Genomic DNA, 21332 nt, shown 5'->3' with positions numbered 1-21332 from the left:
TAGGATTATAAAACATTTGATTGAAATTCGTCTATAATTTCACAATAAATATCCTGCAAAAATTAAGTTAAAGATTAAATAATACATACTTAATATTCAACAGAAAGCTCAGAATTACTTTTGCAAAAACTAAAAACTAACACATGAAAAATTTATCTATCTCGTTATTTGCAGCGCTTTTTATTTTGGCGAGCTGTAATAATGACGAAAACTCAAACAACGAACCTGAAGTTGTTGTAAACGAGAACCCAGCAACTTTTAAAGAAATTGGTTCTATTACGATTGGCGGAGAAGCTGCAGCTGAAATTTCTGCTTATTGCGAAAAAACAAAAAGACTTTTTACAGTAAATAACAGCGGAGTTAATCAAATTGATGTTATTGATATTACTGACCCGACAAAACCAACTAAAATTGGAAAAATTGATTTAGCAACTTACGAAGGTGCTGCAAACAGTGTTTCTGTATTTGACGGAAAATTAGCTGTTGCTTTAGAATCTACCGCAAACAAACAAGGAAACGGAAAAGTAGTTGTTTTCAATACTTCAGATTATAGTTTAATCAAACAAGTTACGGTTGGTGCATTACCAGATATGATTACTTTTTCTCCTGACGGAAAATTCATTATGACTGCTAACGAAGGAGAACCAAATACAGATTATTCACAAGATCCAAACGGAACGGTTTCTATTATTGAAACTAGCACTTACTCGGTTACTACTTTAGATTTCAGTTCTTTCAGTAGTCAAGCTACAACATTGGCAAAAGACGGATTCAGAATTTCTAAATTTGCTGATAGCTTTGCTCAGGATATTGAACCAGAATACATTACTATTTCTGATGATTCAAAAACGGCTTGGGTAACTTTACAAGAAAATAACGGGGTGGCAAAAGTTGATTTAACTTCTAAAACAATCACTGCAATTTATCCTTTAGGTTTAAAAGACTACAATACTGCAGAAAATGCAATTGATGTGAGTGATAAAGACGATAAAGACGATAAAGTAGCTTTTAATCCTTGGAAAGTAAAAGGACTTTATATGCCAGATGCAATTAGTCATTTTACAGTAAATAATACTCCTTATTTTGTTACTGCAAATGAAGGAGATGCTAGAGAATATGATGCTTATTCTGATGTTAAGCGTATGAAAGACATGACATTGGACGCAACTGCTTTTCCTGATGCAACAACTTTAAAATTAGAAACAAACTTAGGAAGACTTAATCTTATTACTGACATGGGAGATACTGACGGTGACGGAGATTTAGACCAAATGGTAAGTTTTGGAGGAAGATCTTTTTCAATCTGGAACGGAAATACTGGAAAAATAGTTTTTGACAGTAAAAATGATGTTGACAAAAAAACTAACGAATTAGGAACTTACGACGATAAAAGAAGTGATGATAAAGGTTCTGAGCCAGAAGCTGTAGTAGCTGCTAAAATGGGAGATCAAAACATTTTATTCGTTGGTTTAGAAAGATCTGATGCATTTATGGTTTATGATGCTACAAACCCAACTTCGCCACAATATTTACAAACAGTAAAAACTGGCGACGCTCCAGAAGGAATTTTGTTTATTCCAGCTTCAAAAAGTCCTACTAAAAGAAGCTTATTAGTAGTAAGCAGCGAAGGAGATGGATCTGTTAAAATTTATCAGCCAGATTTGAAATAATAAATATATTTTCAGGATAGAAAAGGACAAAATGTGAATTTTGTCCTTTTTTTTATGCTTTCTATTAGGCTAATTTTAACGGATTTACATAATTAAAAGCCAAAATATGGAAATTATGTAAGTGTATATACAACACATTCTAAAATTCGACCTCTAATTTTGTTCATGAGTTTAATAATAAAAACAATTTAATTTTTGATATCATGAAAAAGAAATTAGTATCAGCCTCTCTATTATTACTATCATTCGCCGCAGGCGCACAAAATATGGCTACCACTTCTACAAAACCTATTGTAGATCAAGAATACAACAAATGGTCATTAGAACTTAATGGCGGAGTTAATAAACCTACCAGAGCAATGACTCCAGGTTATACAACAGAATCTTTAAACTTTTTTCACGGAGATTTAGGTGTAAGATATATGTTTAATCCAAAGTTTGGTGTAAAATTAGATGTTGGTTACGACCAATTTAAAGAGAAAAAAGACACACCAGATTTTGAAAGTCGATATGTTAGAGCAAGTTTGCAAGGGGTTGTCAACGTAGGACGTGCTTTAAATTTCGAAACTTGGACAAATACAATTGGACTTTTAGCTCACGGAGGTTTTGGAGTTTCGCAAATTAGTACTGAAACTGGTTTTGGAGGGCAAGATTACATGGCTCACGGAATCGCTGGTTTGACAGGTCAAATCAAATTGAGCAATAGAGTTGCATTGACTGGAGATCTTACGGGAATTATTAACGGAAGACAAAACTGGAACTTTGATGGAATGGGCAACACAACTACAGATTCTTTTGATGGAATTCTATTAAACGCTTCTGTTGGTTTAACTTTTTACTTAGGTAAAAACGAAAGACACGCTGACTGGGTTGGTGAAGAAGATAGAATTGGTGAATTGGAAAAAAGAGTTGACTTGATCGAAACTGGTCTTTTGGACACAGACAAAGATGGAGTTGCCGATTTATATGATTTAGAACCAAATAGTATCGCTGGAGTTGCTGTTAACACAAAAGGGCAATCTATTGACAACAATCAAAATGGTGTGCCTGATGAGTTAGAAAGCTATTTAGACAAAACTTACGAAAAGAAAGGCGCTGGAACTGCTACAAACAATACTGTTGAAGAATTAATCAATGGAGGTTATGTAAATGTTTATTTCGATTTCAATTCGTCTAAACCAACAAACGCTTCTTTATCTGGCGTAGATTTCTTAGTGAAATACTTGAAAAACAATCCAGGAAAATCAGCTGATATTATTGGATATGCTGACGAAATTGGAAACACTAACTACAACACAGAATTGTCTAGAAAAAGAGCTGAAGCTGTGAAAAAAGTAGCTATAAATGCAGGAATTGATGCATCAAGATTGAATGTAATTGCTAACGGAGAAGATACTTCTGTTAACAAAAATTCTAAAGAGGCACGTCAAATCGTGAGAAGAGTTACTTTCCAAGTGAAGTAATACATATAAAGCTAAAAACAAGAAAAGGAGCTATTCAAATGAATAGCTCCTTTTTGTTATAAAAATAGAGTTAAAAAAAACTAGATTTTGAATCCTTATTTAAAGCTTCGGAGAAGCTAAATATTTATAGTACTTCGATAAGACAAATGAAAAGCTCCAGCGGAGCGACATATATAGATTGTGAAAAAAATATGTCGCTCCGCTGGAGCTTTATCTTGTAAAACATTTATTCTTTGCTATAAATATTTCGCTTCTCCGAAGCTTACAAAAAAAGGACAAAATATACATTTTGTCCTTTTTTTATATTTGAGATAAATCTAATTATTTATCGATTGCTCTTTTTACAATATCTCCAAAAGCATCAATTCTTCTATCTCTGAAGAATGGCCAGTTTTGACGAACATTTTCTTGTAAATCTAAATCAACTTCAGCAATTAAGATCTCTTCTTTATCGTGAGACGCTTGAGCTAAAATTTCTCCCTGTGGTCCAGCGATGAAAGAAGCTCCCCAGAATTGAATTCCTTCTGTTCCTTCGATATATTTTTCTAAACCAATTCTATTTGCCGCCGCAACGAAAACACCATTAGCAACTGCGTGGCCTTTCATTACGTTCATCCAAGCACCATACTGATTTTCTCCATATTGTTCTTTTTCTTTAGGATGCCATCCAATAGCTGTTGGATAAAATAAAACCTCAGCACCTTTAAGGGCTGTAATACGAGCCGCTTCTGGGTACCATTGATCCCAGCAGATCAAAGTTCCAACAGTTCCTTTTTTAGTTTCGATAGCTTGGAAACCTAAATCACCTGGCGTGAAATAGAATTTTTCATAGAAATGAGGGTCGTCTGGAATATGCATTTTACGATACAAACCAGCTTCTGTTCCATCTGTATCAATGATGTAAGCACTGTTATGATAAATTCCAGCCATTCTTTTTTCGAAGAAAGGAACAATAATAACTACTCCTAATTCTTTAGCCAATTCGCTGAATGCAATAAAAGAAGTGCTGTAAAGTGGTTCTGCTAATGCAAAATTTTCTACATCTTCGCTTTGGCAGAAATAATGACTGCTATATAATTCAGGAAGTAAGATTACCTCTGCTCCTTGGCTTGCAGCATCTCTTACCCAGCTGATACATTTCTTAAGATTATTTTCGGCAACATCATTCAGATTTAACTGAATAACCGATATTTTATATTTTCTTTTCGGCATGACATAAAATTTAGAGTGCAAAAATAGTAAATTTTAGAGGAATGGCAAAGTGATGAATTTCATCTTGCAACCAAAAAAGTTTACTTAAAACTACTAAATTCTTCTAATTGCAAATTAACTTTTTCAATAAGCTCTTGAATATTATAAAATTCTGTTTTAAAAATAAAACTCAAATGATAAACCACATTTTCCTGATCAAGCTGGTATTGAAAATTGATTTTAGAAAATTCATTATTTTGAGTATTTCTGTACCATTTATCAAATAATTTTTGTCTAAAATCTTGTTTAAAATCGACGCTATCACAAACATAATTTAACATTATCTCTGGATTGCTTTTAAAATAGTCATTTATAATGTTAGTAATTGTAATTTCTATTAAAGGATCATTAAAGAACTTTTGATTATTAGCTTCATAAAAATCAACTGAATGTAATTTTTGAAAAAAAATATTATCAAAATCCATTTTCTGAAAACTAACAAAATATTCTAACCCATGCTTGGTTTTAAAATAAAAAAGAGGGTACAAACCCTCTTCTAAAATATATTGATACATAAAGAAATACTATTTTTTCTTTAATCTTGCTATAACTTCTTTTCGATGTTCTTCTTTTAAATCGACCATTTTTTTAAGAACAGAAACTGTCTTAGCATTTGGCTTTATGATTATTGTTTTTTCCATAATTGTTTCTGAATTATGATACAAATGTAAGAAAAAAAAAATCATATCTCTTTCAAATCAATTAAATTACCTCTCTATTTACGAATTGATAATTCTTACATTTTATCAAAAATCAAAAAACCATCTTACATCAGCTTAAAAATAAACTTCTGTAAAATGGCTTTCAACCTAAAAAAATATCAACTAAACTAGTTGTTATTCAATCACAACTTTTTGAGTAAGGAATTCAGTTTCTGATTTTTTGAATTTGATCTCTACAGTTCCTTTTGCAGTTGGTTTAATTTTGTAAACTGTTTTCTTTGGTTCTGGAACTTGTTGTGTACAAACTGCTGCTGGGTATTTAGCAATTACTTGTAATCCTTTTACTGATCCGATTGTAACTTCAGAGATTTTATCGAATTCTGCGCAAGAATTATCTACTACATAAGTTACTTCATAACTTAATTCGTCATTTACTTTTCCAGTTGCTGGTCCTTTGATTTCTGTTACTAAAGCAGCCTTTGTAGTTGGAACTGGTGTTTTATCGTTATCATCATCGTTACTGCATGAAACAAATGCAATTGATAAAAATAATACTACTAAAACAGATTTTAATCTAAAACTTTTCATATAAAATAATAATTAATTGTTAATTACTATGAAGATGTGGCATAATTAAAAAGGTTGCTTTGATGAAATGTTATTTTTTTTCAGAAAACGATTAATCATTTGTAAATCAAAAACTTATTCATCAAAAAAAATTAATGAATTTGTCTCATTTTCTTATAAAAAAGCAAAAAATCTCGCTTGGTACCGATAGAATTTGAGCTGAAAATGTTTTATTTCTACACCAAAAAAAACACCAATCTTTCGACTGGTGTTTCTTTTAAATATATGCTTACAGCTAAATTATGCTGCTTTCTTTTGGAATATTTTTTTGAAAAGATTTACAATTCCTAAAATAATAAAGCCAATTATCAGCCCGATTGCGAACTCTTTTATGATTGAAGGAAAGTTTGGCAACAAATGGTGAAAGAATTCAATATTATGGACAAATAATCCTCCAGCCACTAAAATCAAAGCAATTGTTCCAATTACGGTTAATGCTTTAATTACTTTTGGAAGCGCTTGAACTAATATATTCCCAACACTTTTTAAAAGACTTTTTTCTTTTTTACTATGCTGAATCATTTTGAAACCAACTTCATCCATACGAACAATAAGCGCTACGATTCCGTAAACTCCAACCGTAGCAATAATTGCAATAATAGAAACAGTAATGATTTGTGATAATAATGGTTTTCCGATCACCGTTCCTAAAGCGATAATCACAATTTCGACTGAAAGAATAAAATCGGTTACAATTGCCGATTTAACTTTGTCTTTTTCAATTACTAAAATTTCTTCTTCCGTAAGTACTTCATCAGTTATTCCTTCCGATTCTTCGTGTGCGTGAGGAACTATAAATTCGTAGATTTTCTCAGCTCCTTCATAAGCTAAAAATAATCCTCCCAATACTAAAATTACTATAATAGCAATTGGAAAAAATGCGCTTAATAAAAATGCAATTGGAAGAATGATGATTTTGTTTAATAACGAACCTTTACTAATTGCCCACAAAACAGGAAGTTCTCTTGATGAAGCAAATCCAGAAGCTTTTTCGGCATTTACTGCTAAATCATCACCAAGAATTCCGGCTGTTTTTTTTGCTGCAACTTTGCTCATTACTGCAACGTCATCCATAATTGCTGCGATATCATCTAATAGTGCGAAAAAACCTGAACCCATTTTTTAATTTATTTTTAGTGATGCGAATCTAGACATTTTGGCTTAATCTGCCCAATAATATTACATCTAAATTTGTATTTTTTATTCCTAATTTTCTGTATTGCGGTTTTAGTTACATTGCCCTAATAAGACCCACAGAATAATAAAAACTATAATAGTTCCAAAGCACCCTCCGCCTAGTTTTTTAGCGCCGTATCCTGCTAATAATCCTCTAAATAAATTGTTCATAATCTTCTGTTTTTAAATTAATAATTTGCTGATTTTATATCATTTAAATTTGAACATTTTTCAAAAATGAACTGTTATAAGAATTGCGTAAAAAGTTTCAGAATTAAGGGCAAAAAAAAAAGCATCAGTAAAACTGATGCTTTTTAAGAGTAACAAAAATGAAAAAAAATTAGTTAGCTGTCTGGTTTCTAAAAACCAATTTGCCATCGAAAGCATCTAATAAAATAATGCTGTCTGTTGTTATATTTCCTGCCAAAATCTCTTTTGACAATTGATTTAAAACTTCTCTTTGCACTACACGTTTAACAGGTCTCGCTCCAAATTGCGGATCATATCCTTTGTCTGACAAGTAAGCGATAGCTTCTGGAGTTGCATCCATTGTAATGCCCTGCTGAGCCAGCATTTTTGTAACCCCTTTCAATTGTAAGCTTACAATTCTTGAAATATTATCTACTGTAAGAGGCGTAAACATTACAATTTCGTCTATACGGTTAATAAACTCTGGACGCACAGTTTGTTTCAATAATCCTAAAACTTCGTTTTTAGCAGCTTCTGTTGCTGCTTCTACTCCGCCTTTTAGATTTTCGAATTTTTCCTGAATAATCTGGCTTCCCATATTAGAAGTCATGATGATAATTGTGTTTTTAAAATCGGCCAAACGTCCTTTGTTATCTGTCAATCGACCTTCATCTAAAACTTGCAATAAAATATTGAAAGTATCTGGATGGGCTTTTTCGATCTCGTCTAACAAAATTACAGAATAGGGTTTTCTACGAACCGCTTCTGTCAATTGTCCACCTTCATCATAACCTACATATCCTGGAGGCGCACCAACTAAACGGCTCACACTGTGACGTTCTTGATACTCACTCATATCAATACGCGTCATCGCATTTTCGTCATCAAAAAGATATTCTGCTAAAGCTTTTGCTAATTCGGTTTTACCCACTCCGGTTGTTCCTAAGAATAAGAATGTTCCAACAGGTTTCTTCATATCCTGTAAACCAGCACGGCTTCTACGAACTGCATCACTCACCGCTTCTATCGCTTCTTCCTGACCTACTACACGTTTGTGCAATTCGTCTTCCAAATGCAATAGTTTTTCTCTTTCTGTTTGAAGCATTTTTGTAACTGGAATTCCAGTCCATTTTGCTACAACCTCTGCAATATCTTCTCTGGTAACTTCTTCTTTAATTAAAGAATTTCCAGATTGGAATTCTTGCAGTTGTTTTTGCAATGTTTCTTGGCGTTCCTGAGCTTCTTTAATTTTTCCGTAACGAATTTCAGCTACTTTTCCGTAATCACCTTCACGTTCTGCACGCTCTGCTTCATATTTAAAGTCTTCGATTTCGTGTTTTACAGCCTGAATTCCGTCAACGATATCTTTTTCTTGTTTCCATTTTGCATAGATTTCGTTGCGTTCTTCTTTCAGGTTGGCTAATTCCATACCTAAAATCTTCAGTTTGCTTTCTTCTTTTTCACGTTTAATGGCTTCAATCTCAATCTCTAATTGCATGATTTTACGATCCAAAACGTCTAATTCTTCAGGTTTTGAATTGATTTCCATACGCAGTTTAGAAGCTGCCTCGTCCATTAAATCGATCGCTTTATCTGGTAAAAAACGATTCGTAATATATCTTTGCGAAAGTTCAACTGCTGCAATAATTGCTTCATCTTTAATTTGAACTTTATGATGCGTTTCATATTTTTCTTTGATTCCACGAAGAATTGAAACCGCACTTTCAGTATCTGGTTCATCAATTAATACCTTTTGGAAACGTCTTTCAAGCGCTTTATCTTTCTCAAAATATTTTTGATATTCATCTAAAGTCGTTGCTCCAATTGCTCTCAATTCTCCACGAGCCAAAGCTGGTTTCAATATGTTCGCCGCGTCCATTGCGCCTTCGCCTCCACCCGCGCCTACAAGTGTATGAATCTCATCAATAAATAAAACGATATCACCTTCTGCGGCTGTAACTTCTTTTACCACCGATTTTAAACGTTCTTCGAATTCTCCTTTATATTTCGCCCCAGCGATCAAAGCCCCCATATCTAATGAGAAAACGATCTTTTCTTTTAAGTTTTCTGGAACATCACCATCCACAATTCTATGCGCTAGACCTTCTGCAATAGCCGTTTTACCAACTCCAGGTTCTCCAATAAGCATTGGGTTGTTTTTAGTTCTACGAGTCAGAATCTGCAATACGCGGCGAATTTCTTCGTCACGTCCTATTACTGGATCCAGCTTTCCTGTACGGGCTAATTCGTTTAAGTTTTTAGCATATTTATTTAACGAATTATAGGTTTCTTCAGCTGAAGCAGAAGTTACTCTTTCGCCTTTACGTAATTCTTCAATCGCCGCTTTCAGACCTTTACCAGTAACTCCTTGATCTTTTAAAATCTGAGAAACTCTACTTTTAGAGTCAAAAATGGCTAAAATTAAATGCTCGATCGAAACGTATTCGTCGTTCATTTTTTGTGCAATGATTTCAGCTTCATTCAAAGCCTTATTAGCATCTCTTGAAAGCATAATTTCGCCTCCAGAAACTTTTGGAAAACTCTGAATTGTACTGTCTAAAATTTGTAAAAACAACGGCACATTTACATTTAGTTTTTTCAAAATAAATGGCGCCACGTTTTCATCAACTTCAAAAATAGCTTTGAAAATGTGTTCATTTTCAATTTGCTGTTGGCCATTTCGTTGCGCTAATTGCTGAGACAACTGAATGGCTTCCTGCGATTTAATAGTAAACTTATTTATATTCATATTTTTACGATTTGATTGATTTTAAATGTTTGAAATTTATAAGATTAAAGTTACGATTTATTGAGGTATGTTATTAACTCAAAATAATTTAACTTTGTAATCCAATAGACAAATTATATTCCACAGTAAAAAAACAGACAAAATGACGTTAAAAATCATATTTTACCGATTTTAACGCGTCAAAAAGTCATAAAACAAGCCAAATATGAGTTTTTTTAATTCAATCTTCGGAAGTTCAGAGAACTCAGAAGCTTCAAAAAGTAAAGTAAACTGGACAGAATTAACAGATATGCTTCAATTAATGGAAATCGAAGCCATTTCTAACGAAAAACCAGTTGTCATTTTTAAACATAGTACAAGATGCAGTATCAGCCGAATGGCTTTAAAACAATTTGAAAGAGAATTTGATCTTGAAGAGACAGTTGATCCGTACTTTTTAGATTTGATTGCCAATAGAGATATTTCAAACGAAATTGCAAGCCGATTTGGCGTTTATCACGAATCTCCTCAATTGATTTTAATTAAAAACGGAAAAGCAATTTACAATGTTTCTCACAGCGATATTGACGCTGAAGCATTGAAAAGCAAGATCTAAGTTTTGAATTATGAATTATGAATTATGAGTTGAGCGTTCAAATTGAATTCAAATTAGAGTTAAAGTAAAGAAAGAAAAATCCTGAAATTGCATTTGACAATTTCAGGATTTCTTATTTTTATATTTCTCTATAGTCTAAGCTGAGTGATTAATTACAAAATTCATAATTCATAATTCATAATTCATAATTCATAATTCATAATTCATAATTCATAATTCATAACTCACAATTAACTTAAAAGCTTCCTCCCGCTCCGCCTCCGCTGAAACCTCCATCTCCAAATTCCATAGGAGAAACTGTTTTTACTTCTGGCTTCATTCCGAAAGTTGAAGCTACTACTAAAGCTTCTGCATTTAAAAGAGAATCTGAATGATTGATTCTATCTGGCTTGAACGTTAATCCGCTTTCTTTTTCTTTTAATTTTTTAATTGAAAAATAAGCTATTGCGAATAAAACTACTCCGCCCAGAGTTAGTGCCACTTCAATTGGCAAAAGAGAGTGATAAAATCGAATGGTATAAATTGAAAATGCAATAGCTAAAAAGCTCATCCAGAGCATTATTCGATCTTTTCTTTTTAATGCCTGTACTAAATAAACTATCGGAACAATGAAAGTAAATGCGTAGAAGAAAAAAGCAAACGGAATATCTGTTCCAGGCTTAACTTCGACACCTAAAAGCTCTGCAGAAAGCTCTCTTACAACTAAGTAATTACAAGAAAGATAAAACAAAACCAAACAAAAGCTATTTGCTAATAAAAGTCCGTTGTAATAATAACTTTCCTTTAAATCATTAATTAGTTTTTTAGTTAAGAAATAAAAAGCTCCTGCAAAAATCATTGCTGTAAATGGTAAAATAGCTTTTCCAATATCTCCAAACTCAAACATTCCGAAAAACAAAAAAGCAGTTACAGCCAAACAAAACACCAACATTGAAAGTACATGCAAATACCTTAAAAACATATACAACGCGGCAATTGAAACAAAAAGTGCAACGATTATTTCGTAACCATCTGTTGTAATTCCCAAAGCACAGCCAACATTTAAAATTGTTCCTAACATAAACGCATCATCTAAACCATGTGAATGAAAATGCTGTCTTCCCAATAATTCAGATCCTCCAAAACCAATAGTCGCAAAAATGTAAAAACAAATTTGGAAATAAATATGCTCAGAATTTATGCCAAACAAAGAAACCATTCCACAAATAGAACCATACAGCATGCTTCCCAATAAAAAAAAACCAATTCTAACTAAAATATTATTTTGACTCTTTAAAACTGGCAATTCTTTTTCTATAAACTTCTTTTGGTCTTTACTAATAAAACCTCCTTTGAATAAAGCATCTGCTTCATCTACTAAAGCTTCATTTTGCAATACTTGTTTATCGTATACTATCATTCTGTTATTTCTTTATGGAAGTTTTTAATTAGCTTAATAAATATTACAATTGAACCAACAAAATAAGCTGGAAGTAAGAAAACAAACAATTCCCAAATACCAGAAAAGTCAACATCTTCAAAAATTCTAAACAAAAATATGTTTCCGCCGATATAGGCATAAACAATCATAAATACATACAAAGACATTGCTTTATAATCATAACTCTCTTTATAAAAATAATAAGTCGAACCAGCTAAAACAAGCGCAAATATTAACCATGTAATTGTATCAAAATTCGTTAAGTTAGCAATTGAAGCAATACTGATAATATGCAAAGCAAAAGTTAGAAAAACCAAACCAAAGTGTGTTTTAAGAGAAATTCGACGGCTGTAAATTGTCCACAAAATCAGTAACACACCAAGCATTACTGCTGAATAACTCAAATTTTGACTGGCATAAAAATCATTATTACTTAGCAAATCCTGTGGTGTTACTGAAAGACCAACATAAGCTGCCAAACCTGTAATCGCGATTGTCAAGACACTCCTGTTATCAAAATAATAAGCACAGAAGAAACTCACTATTGTTGGGACTAAAGTTGCCAATCCGTAATGTTCTCCAAAAGGTTTATATTGAAATTGAAGATATCCAATAAAAATACAAGTCAATATGTTACCCGCTAAAACAAGATATTCTAAAACAGGATGCTCAAAAGTGGTTTCTTCTTTTTGAAATCCTTTAGAATGTTTGAAACAGTAGAAAAAGCAAACCAAAATAACAATTAAAAGTATCGCAAGAATCGCAATATGACCTATTGAATCAATGTTTTCATAAATCAAAATTCCTATTCCTGAAGTAAATAGCAGTACTGATAAATACAGAAAAAGCTTTAATTCTGCGTTTAACGAAAACATACCTAAATTTCGGTAAGCTTTAATTTCTTCAAACTGATTTTCTGTAATTAATCCTTTCTCAAAAAGATCAAGAGTTGACTTTTCTTTAAATTTTTCCATCGTACAATTTAAACTGATGTATCAAATATATATAATTAGCATGAATTTTCTTCTTTAGGTTCAAAAAACCTTTTATTATCTGGAAGCACAAAGTATTATTACTCTTGTAATCAAAATCTTAAAACATAAAATATTTGACAATTTAATTCAAAATTATTTTTATTCTTTTAAATTTGTGCAATCGATTACATCAAACATAAAACCACAAAAAAACCACGCTTAAAATGAAAACAAAACTTATTTTATTGGCATTGCTTCTGCCTTGCTCCTTTCTGTTTGCTCAAAACTATTATATGAGTGCTCCAGAAGGATTTGGAGCTTCTGCAACTGGAGGCGGAAGTGCTACTCCTGTAACAGTGTCTACTTTAACCGATTTAACAGCTAAATTAAAATTAACTACTCCACAAGTTATTTTAGTTTCAGGAACCATCAATTGCACCTATACAAGTCTTCAAGTAAATGACAAAACCATAATTGGTCTTCCAGGCGCTCGTTTAGTCAATTTGGATCAAACCGCCACAGGTTCAGGAATTTTAAGTTTAAAACCAGGATCTAACAATATCATTATTAGAAATTTAATTTTTGAAGGACCTGGCGCGTACGATGTTGACGGACGTGATAATCTGACTTCAGAAGCTACTAATCTTTGGGTTGATCATTGCGAATTTCAAGACGGAATGGATGGGAACTTCGATAATAAAGGTACTGCTGATAACGTAACTGTTTCTTGGTGCAAATTTATTTATTTGAAAGCTCCAAAAGCTGGAGGTTCTGGCGGAACTGATGATCACCGTTTTTCTGACTTGGTAGGCTCTTCTAAAACAGATGCTCCTTCAGACGGACATTATAGCATTACTTTTAAAAATTGTTATTGGGCTGAAGGCTGTAGAGAGAGAATGCCAAGAGCTAGAAATGCGGAACTACATATTTTAAACTGCTATTACAACACTTCTGTTTCGAGCTCATTAGCCATTGGTTTAGGAGGCGGAAGCAACAATACAACTTGTTATGTTGAAGGAACTGATTTTGCTAAAATTGGAACTGCTTTTAAAAGTTATGTAAGCACTGACGGCGGTACAATTGGAATTAGTTTTAACAATTGTCTAAATGCACCTGCAAATTCAGGAACTACTGTAACAAAGCCTTCTTATAATTACACTGTTTTATCAACTTCAAATGTTGCAGAATATATTTCGAACGCGACTTGCGGAGCTGGAGCAACGCTACAAGTTAACGAACAAGGCGCTATGTCTACAAGCTGTAACAATTTAGGATTAAACGATAATGTCAATAACTTGGATTTGAAATATTATCCTTCAGTTATCAATCGTCTTTTAAATATTGATTTTTCAAGTTCTGATAATGGTTTAGCTGAAATTAATTTATTTGCATCAAATGGATCAAAAGTATATTCTCAGTCAAAAAATATTTCTCCAGATGAAAGACTTGAACTAAATGTTGGGAATCTTTCTAAAGGGATTTACATCTGCAAAGTTCAAATCGAAAACCGAAGCAAAACTTTTAAACTGGTAAAAAACTAAAAATTACTCCATAAAAAAAGGTCATTGATTTGTTTCAATGACCTTTTTTACTTTTTACTGCTTACTTTTCACATCTAACAAGATATTAAAAAGCTACTTTCATTTTATCTTTAATCGCATCAAGACATAAATTATTAATACTGCCTTCGTGCGTGTGTTTCGTCTCTTTTGGAGATTTGTACGTTCCCGCTTCTAATTGTTCGGCAACAGCTTTATAAGCATCTCTAAATGGCATTCCTGCTACAACCATTTCATTTAAAGTATCAACCGTAAATAAATAATCGTATTTTTTATCTTCTAAAATATGATCTTTAACCGTAATATCTTTAATTGAAAATATAGCAATATCCAAACAAGATTTTAAAGTTTGGATTGCTGGAAACAAACCTTCTTTTAAAAGTTGTAAATCTCTGTGATATCCGCTTGGAAGATTATTGGTAATTAAAGTGATTTCGTATGGAAGCGCCTGAATCTTATTGCATTTTCCTCTAATTAATTCAAAAACATCCGGATTCTTTTTATGAGGCATAATGCTCGAACCCGTTGTAAGATGCGCTGGCAACCCGATAAAATCGAAATTTTGGCTCATGTACAAACAAACGTCCATAGCAAATTTTGATAATGTTCCTGCAACGCTTGTCATCGCAAAAGCAACTGTTTTTTCAGCTTTTCCACGGCTCATTTGCGCAGCAACGGCATTAAATTTTAAAGTTTCGAAACCTAATTCTTTTGTTGTAAAAGTTCTATTGATTGGAAACGAACTTCCGTAACCTGCAGCTGAACCTAACGGATTCTGATCTACAATTTTAGAAGCGGCGTTCAACATTGTAATATCATCAATCAAACTTTCGGCATAAGCAGAAAACCACATTCCGAATGATGATGGCATGGCGATTTGTAAATGCGTATAACCTGGCAATAATACATTTTGATGTTTTTCTGCCGATTCCATCAGCAAATCAAACAAGGTTTTTACCTGTTCTTTTATAGCTTTTAATTCGTCTTTTAAATACAAATGAACGTCTACCAAAACCTGATCATTACGAGAACGCGCGGTGTGTATTTTCTTTCCTGCATCGCCTAGTTTTACGGTTAGAAGATATTCGATTTTAGAATGTACGTCTTCGAAACTGTCTTCGATTTCGAAATTTCCAACTACAATATCAGCGATGATTTCATTTAATGCATCAACTAAAGAAGTTGTTTCTACTTCAGTTAACAAACCAATCTGACCCAACATTTTCGCATGTGCGATTGAACCTAAAGCATCGTATTTTGCTAAAACCAAATCCAGTTCACGATCGTTTCCAACGGTGAATTGCTCGATTTGTTTATCTGTTGGTATTCCTTTTTCCCAAAGTTTCATAGGTTATGTTTTTTTTCGCCACGAATTCACGAATTATTTTTTTCAAATCTTTACGATTAATTCTTTCGAATTAATTCGCATTAATATCTCGTTTAGATAGTAAAAAATTAATTCGTGAATTCGTGGCGGTTTTTCTTTTTCTTATAATTTAAAGAAATCGGTTAGTATTTTGATATACAAGTCGACTCCTTCTTCAATTTCATTTACAAAAATAAATTCGTCTGCTGAATGCGAACGCAACGTTTCTCCTGGCCCTAATTTTAAAGACTGACAGCTTAAAACCGATTGATCTGAAAGTGTTGGCGAACCATAAGTTGTTCTTCCTAAAGCAATTCCTGCTTGAACCAAACCATGCCCAACTGGAATTGAAGATGCATTTAAATGCATAGATCTTGGCGTTACTTCGGCATTTACATTTGCTTTCACAACTTCTAAGATTTCTGCGTTTGTATAACGGTCTGTTACACGAATATCTACAACCAAATCACATTCTGAAGGCACAACATTATGCTGTTTTCCTGCATTAATCTGCGTTACGGTCATTTTTACTGGCCCTAAAACGTCTGAGATTTTATCGAATTTATAGTTTTTAAACCATTCCATCACTGGAATTGATTTGTATAAAGCATTATCGTCGTTTTGATGCGCGGCGTGGCTTGCGGTTCCTTTTACTTTTACGTCTAAAACTAATAAACCTTTTTCCGCAACTGCTAATTGCATTAAAGTTGGTTCTCCAACAATAGCGCAATCTAATTCTGGTAAACTTTTTAAAACACTATTTAAACCATTTTTCCCACTGCTTTCTTCTTCAGCGGAAGCCACAATTACAATATTATGTGATAGGTTTTGGTTTTCGTAGAAATGAACAAAAGTTGCTAATAATGAAACCAGACATCCTCCTGCATCATTACTTCCTAAACCAAATAATTTTCCGTCTTTTTCTATTGCCTTAAACGGATCGTTTGTATATGCCTGATTGGGACGTACCGTATCGTGATGTGAGTTAAGTAAAAGTGTTGGTTTGTTTTCGTCGAAATATTTGTTGAAAGCCCACACATTGTTGTTTTCTCTTTTGAAAGGAATTTCATTCTGATTGAACCAATTTTCTATTAAAAGTGCCGTCTGGTCTTCTTCACTGGAAAATGAAGGGGTTTCGATTAGGCTTTTTAATAAACTAATTGCTTCTTGGGTAAGCGTATCTATACTTTTCATAAGTTTGGTTTCTTTGCCACAAAGGCGCGAAGTCACAAAGTTTTTTAATTTAAATCTGTGACATTTTTGATTGGCGCAAATTTCTAAAATTAAATTCTAAAAGCACTGCCCAGCTCCGTTTTTTTGCCACTAAATGCATGAATTTTCACAAATTATTTTTTTGTCACAGAATTAAAATCAAAATAAACTTTTTCATGTACGTCTAAAATTATTTTCTCTTCAAACAGAAAAAATTAGAGTCAATTCGTGGCAACATCTTTTATAATGTAATCGTTGTATGCGGAACATCTGAATTTTGAAGCATTTTGTGATGCCCAATTTTGATTTTCTGCACGCCTCTTGATAAACTATTGAAGCAGTTATCCAATTTTGGAATCATACCAGAATGGATTACTTTTTCTTCTTTTAGTTTATTATATAATGCTTCGTTGATTTCTGTTATTACAGAGGAATCATCTTCTGAATCCATTAAAACGCCTTGTTTTTCAAAACAGTAAGTCAGCGTAACATCAAAAACTTCAGATAATGCAATTGATAATTCGCTTGCAATGGTATCTGCATTTGTGTTTAATAATTGTCCGTTTTTATCGTGTGTGATGGCACAGAAAACAGGAACAACGCCAGCTTCTAATAAAGTTGCCAGTAATTTGGTGTTGACTTGTTTTACATCGCCTACAAATCCGTAATCGATTGTTGGATGATTTCTTTTTGTTGATTGAATTAAATTTCCGTCAGCACCCGAAAAACCAATCGCATTATTGTCTTTGGCTTGTAATTGCGCTACAATATGTTTGTTGATTTGTCCGGCGTAAATCATTACCACAACATCAAGCATTGGAGCATCTGTAATTCGGCGTCCCTCAATCATTTGCGGAACTAATCCAATACTTTGCGCCATTTTCGTAGCCGATTTTCCACCGCCGTGAACTAAAACTTTATAGCCTTCAATTTTAGAAAAATCAATTAAAAATTGTTCTAACTCTGCTGGATTATCAATGATGTTTCCACCTATTTTGATTACGGTAACTTTATTCATAAGATTCTAAGGTTCTGAGATTCTAAGATACTAAGTTTTTTTGTGCGCAAAGTTTCTTAGCATCTTAGTAGCTTAGAATCTTAGCAACTCTAAAAAAATTACAATTTCTTCAAAATCTTCTGTAAAACTAATTGTGCTGAATACGTTCTGTTATTTGCCTGTTCAATTACGATTGAATTTTCTCCGTCTAAAACTTCGTCGCTTACAATTACGTTACGACGAACCGGAAGACAGTGCATGAATTTTCCGTTGTTGGTTAAAGCCATTTTTTCAGCCGTTACTGTCCAATTTGGATCGCTGTTGGTTACTTTTCCGTAATCGTTGAAATTACTCCAGTTTTTTACGTAAACGAAATCAGCATTTTCGAAAGCTTTGTTTTGATCGTATTCGATTGTACAGTCTTTTGTGATTTCTGGACTTAATTCGTAACCTTCTGGGTGCGTGATTACAAAATCCATATCTTTTTGCATTTGCATCATTTCTACAAATGAATTCGCAACTGCCTGAGGCAAAGCTTTTGGATGCGGTGCCCAAGAAAGTACTACTTTTGGTTTGTGTTTTGTTTTGAATTCTTCCATTGTAATCGCATCTGCCAAAGATTGTAACGGGTGACGAACAGCACTTTCCATATTTACAATTGGCACTGTAGCATATTTCAAAAATCCTGAAATTACAGTTTCCTGATAATCTTTTTCTTTGTCAACTAAACCTGCAAAAGCACGAATTGCGATAATATCACAATATTGAGAAACCACTTCTGCTGCTTCTTTGATATGTTCTGAAGCGCCAGAATTCATAACGGCTCCGTCTTCGAATTCTAATGTCCAGCCTTCGTTGGTAAAATTCATTACCATAACGTTCATTCCTAAGTTCATAGCCGCTTTTTGAGTGCTCAAACGCGTTCTTAAACTCGGATTGAAGAATAACATTCCAAGAGTTTTATTTTTTCCTAAACTTTGATTTTTAAGCGGATTCTTTTTGATTTTAATCGCTTGTTTTACCCATTTTGATAATGAGTTAATTTCTTTTATTGAGATGTAGTTCATTGTTTTTTATTGTTTAATCGGTTAATCGTTGATTTGTTTAATCGTTTTACTGCTTAAACAAATCTAACTTTTATCCATTTTTGTTTTTTTATGTTCTTTTACTAATCGATTAACCGAATTAACGATTAAACAATTAAACCTTTTTACACAATCCTAGTAAAAGGAATTTCGTCTTTTAATGCCTTCAAAATAAAATTATCATTTAATCCATTTACGATCCAAGTTTCTATATTGGCTGCTTTTGAAATTGCGGCCGCTTCAATTTTAGATTGCATTCCTCCTGTTCCGTGTGATGATTTTGAATCTCCGATTTCTTTCTCGAGCGATTTTAAATCACTTACCAATTTTATAGTTTCTGGATTTTCATCGTGAATAGATTCTTTCGTATAAATTCCGTTTGTATTGGTGGCAATTATGAGAATATCAACATTTAAAAGAACTGCTGTTAAAGCCGCTAATTTATCATTATCTCCAAACCTAATCTCATCTGTGGCAACGGTATCATTTTCATTGATAATCGGGATATAATTGTTTTTAACCAATACATTAATCGTATTTACAATATTCTTTTTGGTCTGTTCTTTTTCGAAATCAGAATAAGAAAGTAAACACTGCGAGGTATTTAATCCTAGATCTTTGAAATTTTCATTGTAAATCCGCATTAAATGAGGCTGTCCTATGGAAGCTAAAGCTTGTTTTACAAAAACATCTTTATCTTGATTGTCAAGCTTTACAAACTGCTTTGCCGCCGCAATTGCTCCCGAACTCACTATGATAAATTCATACTCGTCGTTTAAAGCTGCAATCTGTATTCCGAGGTCTTCAATCTTTCCCCGCGAAATATGATTGGTTTCCTTAGTTAAAGTATTACTTCCTATTTTTAATAAAATCCGTTTTTTTGCCATGTTTTTTGTTTTTGCCACGAAGGCGCTAAAGCACTAAGTTATTTTAACGCAAAGGGCGCAAGGTTTTTTGCATTCTTTGTGTTTACAAACGCTAAGTTCGCAAAGCTTTATCTATAGTTAAATTCCAATTTTTATCCCGAAGCCTCGGGACCAAATTCCAATAAATCTGAAATTAAAAATCGTTAATCATCAATCTAAAATCTGAACTCTAAAATCTACAATTATCGTATTTGTCCTTCTCCGTAAACGTACCATTTATTGGTTACTAAATGCTGTAAACCAATTGGTCCTCTTTGATGCAGTTTATCAGTACTTATTGCTAATTCGCCACCAAGTCCAAATTGTCCGCCGTCTGTAAAACGGGTTGAGGCATTTTGGTATACTGCTGCAGCATCTATTGCTTCCATAAATTGTTGTGCCGTTTCGTCGTCTCTTGTAATAATTGCTGCAGAATGTCCTCCACAGTATTTATTAATCATATCGATTGCATGATCCTGAGAATCGATGGTTCCAATTACAATTTTATAATCTAAAAACTCTTCGTACCAAATATCTTCGTTTTGAAGTGTTTTCGTATTTTCGAAATTCTCTAATGATTTATCTACAATAACTTCCACTTTTGCTTCTATTAAAGCCTCAATCAGCATTGCTGTGAAACCTTCAAAATTAGGCAGTTTAGAATCTATTAAAACTTTATCTAAAGCATTACAAGCTGAAATTTTAGCAGTTTTAGCGTTTAAAATTACTTTCAAAGCCAAATCAGTATCTGCTTTTTCATGAACGTAAACAAAATTATTCCCGCGTCCGCTTACAATAACAGGACAAGTTGCATGTGCTTTTACAAACTCAATTAGTTTTTCTCCTCCTCTTGGAACAATTAAATCAACTTTTTGAGTTGGCTTTTCTAAGAATGCCTGAGTTTCTGTTCTGTTATAATTCAGATATTCCACCCAATCTTTTGAAACTCCGTTTTCTTCTAAGGCTTTATGCCAAAGACTTACAATTTTCAGATTTGATTTTAAAGACTCTTTTCCTCCTTTTAATAAAATCTTATTTCCAGATTTAAAAGCAATTCCACCTGCTTCGATTGTAACGTCTGGGCGAGATTCATAAATGATTAAAATCGTTCCGAAAGCTGCGGTTTTATTCACCACTTTTATTCCATTATCATGAGTAAAATGAAAACGCTCAACGCCAACTGGATCTTCTTGAGATGCTAATTGGTTTAATGATAAAATCATTTCGTCAACTTTTTTATCATCTACTTTTAAGCGTTCTTCCATCGCTAAATCTGAGCCGTCGTAATCAGCAAGATCTTCTTGATTGGTCAAGATAATCTGATTCCGTTCCTGCTCGACCAGCTTTGCCATAGTCCGCAAAACCGCATTACGTTTTTCAATTGATAATGGATTCATAATTTCTAGTTGCTTGGTTGTTTTTTGGTTGTTTC

17 protein-coding genes are annotated in these 21332 nt (G+C 33.1%); 4 read left to right on the top strand and 13 right to left on the bottom strand.

The window, feature by feature from the left end; all coding sequences use genetic code 11:
• The first annotated feature begins 143 nt into the window (after nucleotides 1–143).
• Complete coding sequence (locus V6624_RS13710; protein ID WP_338838955.1) at nucleotides 144–1670, top strand: choice-of-anchor I family protein; 1527 nt, start codon at nucleotides 144–146, stop codon at nucleotides 1668–1670.
• Nucleotides 1671–1873: 203 nt separating this feature from the next.
• On the top strand, nucleotides 1874–3133 hold the full coding sequence (locus tag V6624_RS13705; RefSeq protein ID WP_111290304.1) for an OmpA family protein: 1260 nt from the start codon (nucleotides 1874–1876) through the stop codon (nucleotides 3131–3133).
• Between the two features lie 321 nt (nucleotides 3134–3454).
• Here V6624_RS13705 and V6624_RS13700 read toward each other — a convergent pair whose 3' ends face one another.
• The 5 genes from V6624_RS13700 to clpB all read right to left on the bottom strand — a co-directional run bounded on the left by V6624_RS13700 (nucleotide 3455) and on the right by clpB (nucleotide 9787).
• On the bottom strand, nucleotides 3455–4345 hold the full coding sequence (locus V6624_RS13700; protein WP_111290302.1) for a carbon-nitrogen hydrolase: 891 nt from the start codon (nucleotides 4343–4345) through the stop codon (nucleotides 3455–3457).
• Nucleotides 4346–4425: 80 nt separating this feature from the next.
• Nucleotides 4426–4899 (bottom strand): DUF6169 family protein, encoded by a 474-nt coding sequence (locus tag V6624_RS13695; protein ID WP_111290300.1) that lies wholly within the window; start codon nucleotides 4897–4899, stop codon nucleotides 4426–4428.
• Between the two features lie 321 nt (nucleotides 4900–5220).
• Entirely contained in the window at nucleotides 5221–5634 is a 414-nt protein-coding gene (locus V6624_RS13690; protein WP_111290298.1) for a hypothetical protein, read from the bottom strand.
• Nucleotides 5635–5913: 279 nt separating this feature from the next.
• The gene (locus V6624_RS13685; protein ID WP_111290296.1) at nucleotides 5914–6792 is read right to left on the bottom strand and encodes a DUF808 domain-containing protein; all 879 of its coding nucleotides are present in this window, start codon (nucleotides 6790–6792) and stop codon (nucleotides 5914–5916) included.
• Nucleotides 6793–7189: 397 nt separating this feature from the next.
• Nucleotides 7190–9787: an ATP-dependent chaperone ClpB gene (gene clpB, locus V6624_RS13680; RefSeq protein WP_111290294.1), complete on the bottom strand. Its 2598-nt coding sequence runs from the start codon at nucleotides 9785–9787 to the stop codon at nucleotides 7190–7192.
• A gap of 205 nt (nucleotides 9788–9992) precedes the next feature.
• On the opposite strand from clpB, the gene ytxJ reads away from it, so the two are divergent.
• Nucleotides 9993–10382 carry a bacillithiol system redox-active protein YtxJ gene (gene ytxJ / locus V6624_RS13675; protein WP_111290292.1) on the top strand — a complete coding sequence of 130 codons (390 nt, stop codon included), beginning with the start codon at nucleotides 9993–9995 and terminating at the stop codon, nucleotides 10380–10382.
• Nucleotides 10383–10617: 235 nt separating this feature from the next.
• Here the strand turns inward: ytxJ and V6624_RS13670 are convergent, their stop codons facing one another.
• Both V6624_RS13670 and V6624_RS13665 read right to left on the bottom strand, forming a co-directional pair.
• Nucleotides 10618–11781, bottom strand: a complete 1164-nt coding sequence (locus tag V6624_RS13670; protein ID WP_111290290.1) for a hypothetical protein — start codon at nucleotides 11779–11781, stop codon at nucleotides 10618–10620.
• Nucleotides 11778–12776, bottom strand: coding sequence for a DUF2157 domain-containing protein (locus V6624_RS13665; RefSeq protein WP_111290287.1), 999 nt, complete (start codon nucleotides 12774–12776; stop codon nucleotides 11778–11780). The genes V6624_RS13670 and V6624_RS13665 overlap by 4 nt, the downstream gene beginning before the upstream one ends.
• 224 nt (nucleotides 12777–13000) lie before the next feature.
• On the opposite strand from V6624_RS13665, the gene V6624_RS13660 reads away from it, so the two are divergent.
• A complete protein-coding gene (locus V6624_RS13660; protein WP_111290285.1) occupies nucleotides 13001–14317 on the top strand; it encodes a T9SS type A sorting domain-containing protein in 1317 nt (438 codons plus the stop codon).
• An 85-nt stretch (nucleotides 14318–14402) separates the two neighbouring features.
• On the opposite strand, the gene argH is transcribed toward V6624_RS13660, so the two are convergent.
• The 6 genes from argH to V6624_RS13630 all read right to left on the bottom strand — a co-directional run bounded on the left by argH (nucleotide 14403) and on the right by V6624_RS13630 (nucleotide 21297).
• Nucleotides 14403–15683, bottom strand: coding sequence for an argininosuccinate lyase (gene argH, locus V6624_RS13655; protein ID WP_111290283.1), 1281 nt, complete (start codon nucleotides 15681–15683; stop codon nucleotides 14403–14405).
• 141 nt (nucleotides 15684–15824) lie between these two features.
• On the bottom strand, nucleotides 15825–16895 hold the full coding sequence (locus V6624_RS13650; protein WP_111290281.1) for a M20 family metallo-hydrolase: 1071 nt from the start codon (nucleotides 16893–16895) through the stop codon (nucleotides 15825–15827).
• A 259-nt stretch (nucleotides 16896–17154) separates the two neighbouring features.
• On the bottom strand, nucleotides 17155–17931 hold the full coding sequence (gene argB, locus V6624_RS13645) for an acetylglutamate kinase (RefSeq protein WP_111290279.1): 777 nt from the start codon (nucleotides 17929–17931) through the stop codon (nucleotides 17155–17157).
• A gap of 98 nt (nucleotides 17932–18029) precedes the next feature.
• Complete coding sequence (locus V6624_RS13640; RefSeq protein ID WP_338838951.1) at nucleotides 18030–18977, bottom strand: N-acetylornithine carbamoyltransferase; 948 nt, start codon at nucleotides 18975–18977, stop codon at nucleotides 18030–18032.
• Between the two features lie 143 nt (nucleotides 18978–19120).
• Nucleotides 19121–19882, bottom strand: a complete 762-nt coding sequence (proB, locus tag V6624_RS13635) for a glutamate 5-kinase (protein ID WP_338838950.1) — start codon at nucleotides 19880–19882, stop codon at nucleotides 19121–19123.
• Between the two features lie 221 nt (nucleotides 19883–20103).
• Nucleotides 20104–21297 (bottom strand): glutamate-5-semialdehyde dehydrogenase, encoded by a 1194-nt coding sequence (locus tag V6624_RS13630; protein WP_239455756.1) that lies wholly within the window; start codon nucleotides 21295–21297, stop codon nucleotides 20104–20106.
• Between the last annotated feature and the right edge of the window lie 35 nt (nucleotides 21298–21332).

This window comes from Flavobacterium ginsenosidimutans (assembly GCF_037478105.1).
GTDB classification, from domain to species: domain Bacteria; phylum Bacteroidota; class Bacteroidia; order Flavobacteriales; family Flavobacteriaceae; genus Flavobacterium; species Flavobacterium ginsenosidimutans.
This window is presented reverse-complemented; position numbering and strand designations above follow the sequence as displayed.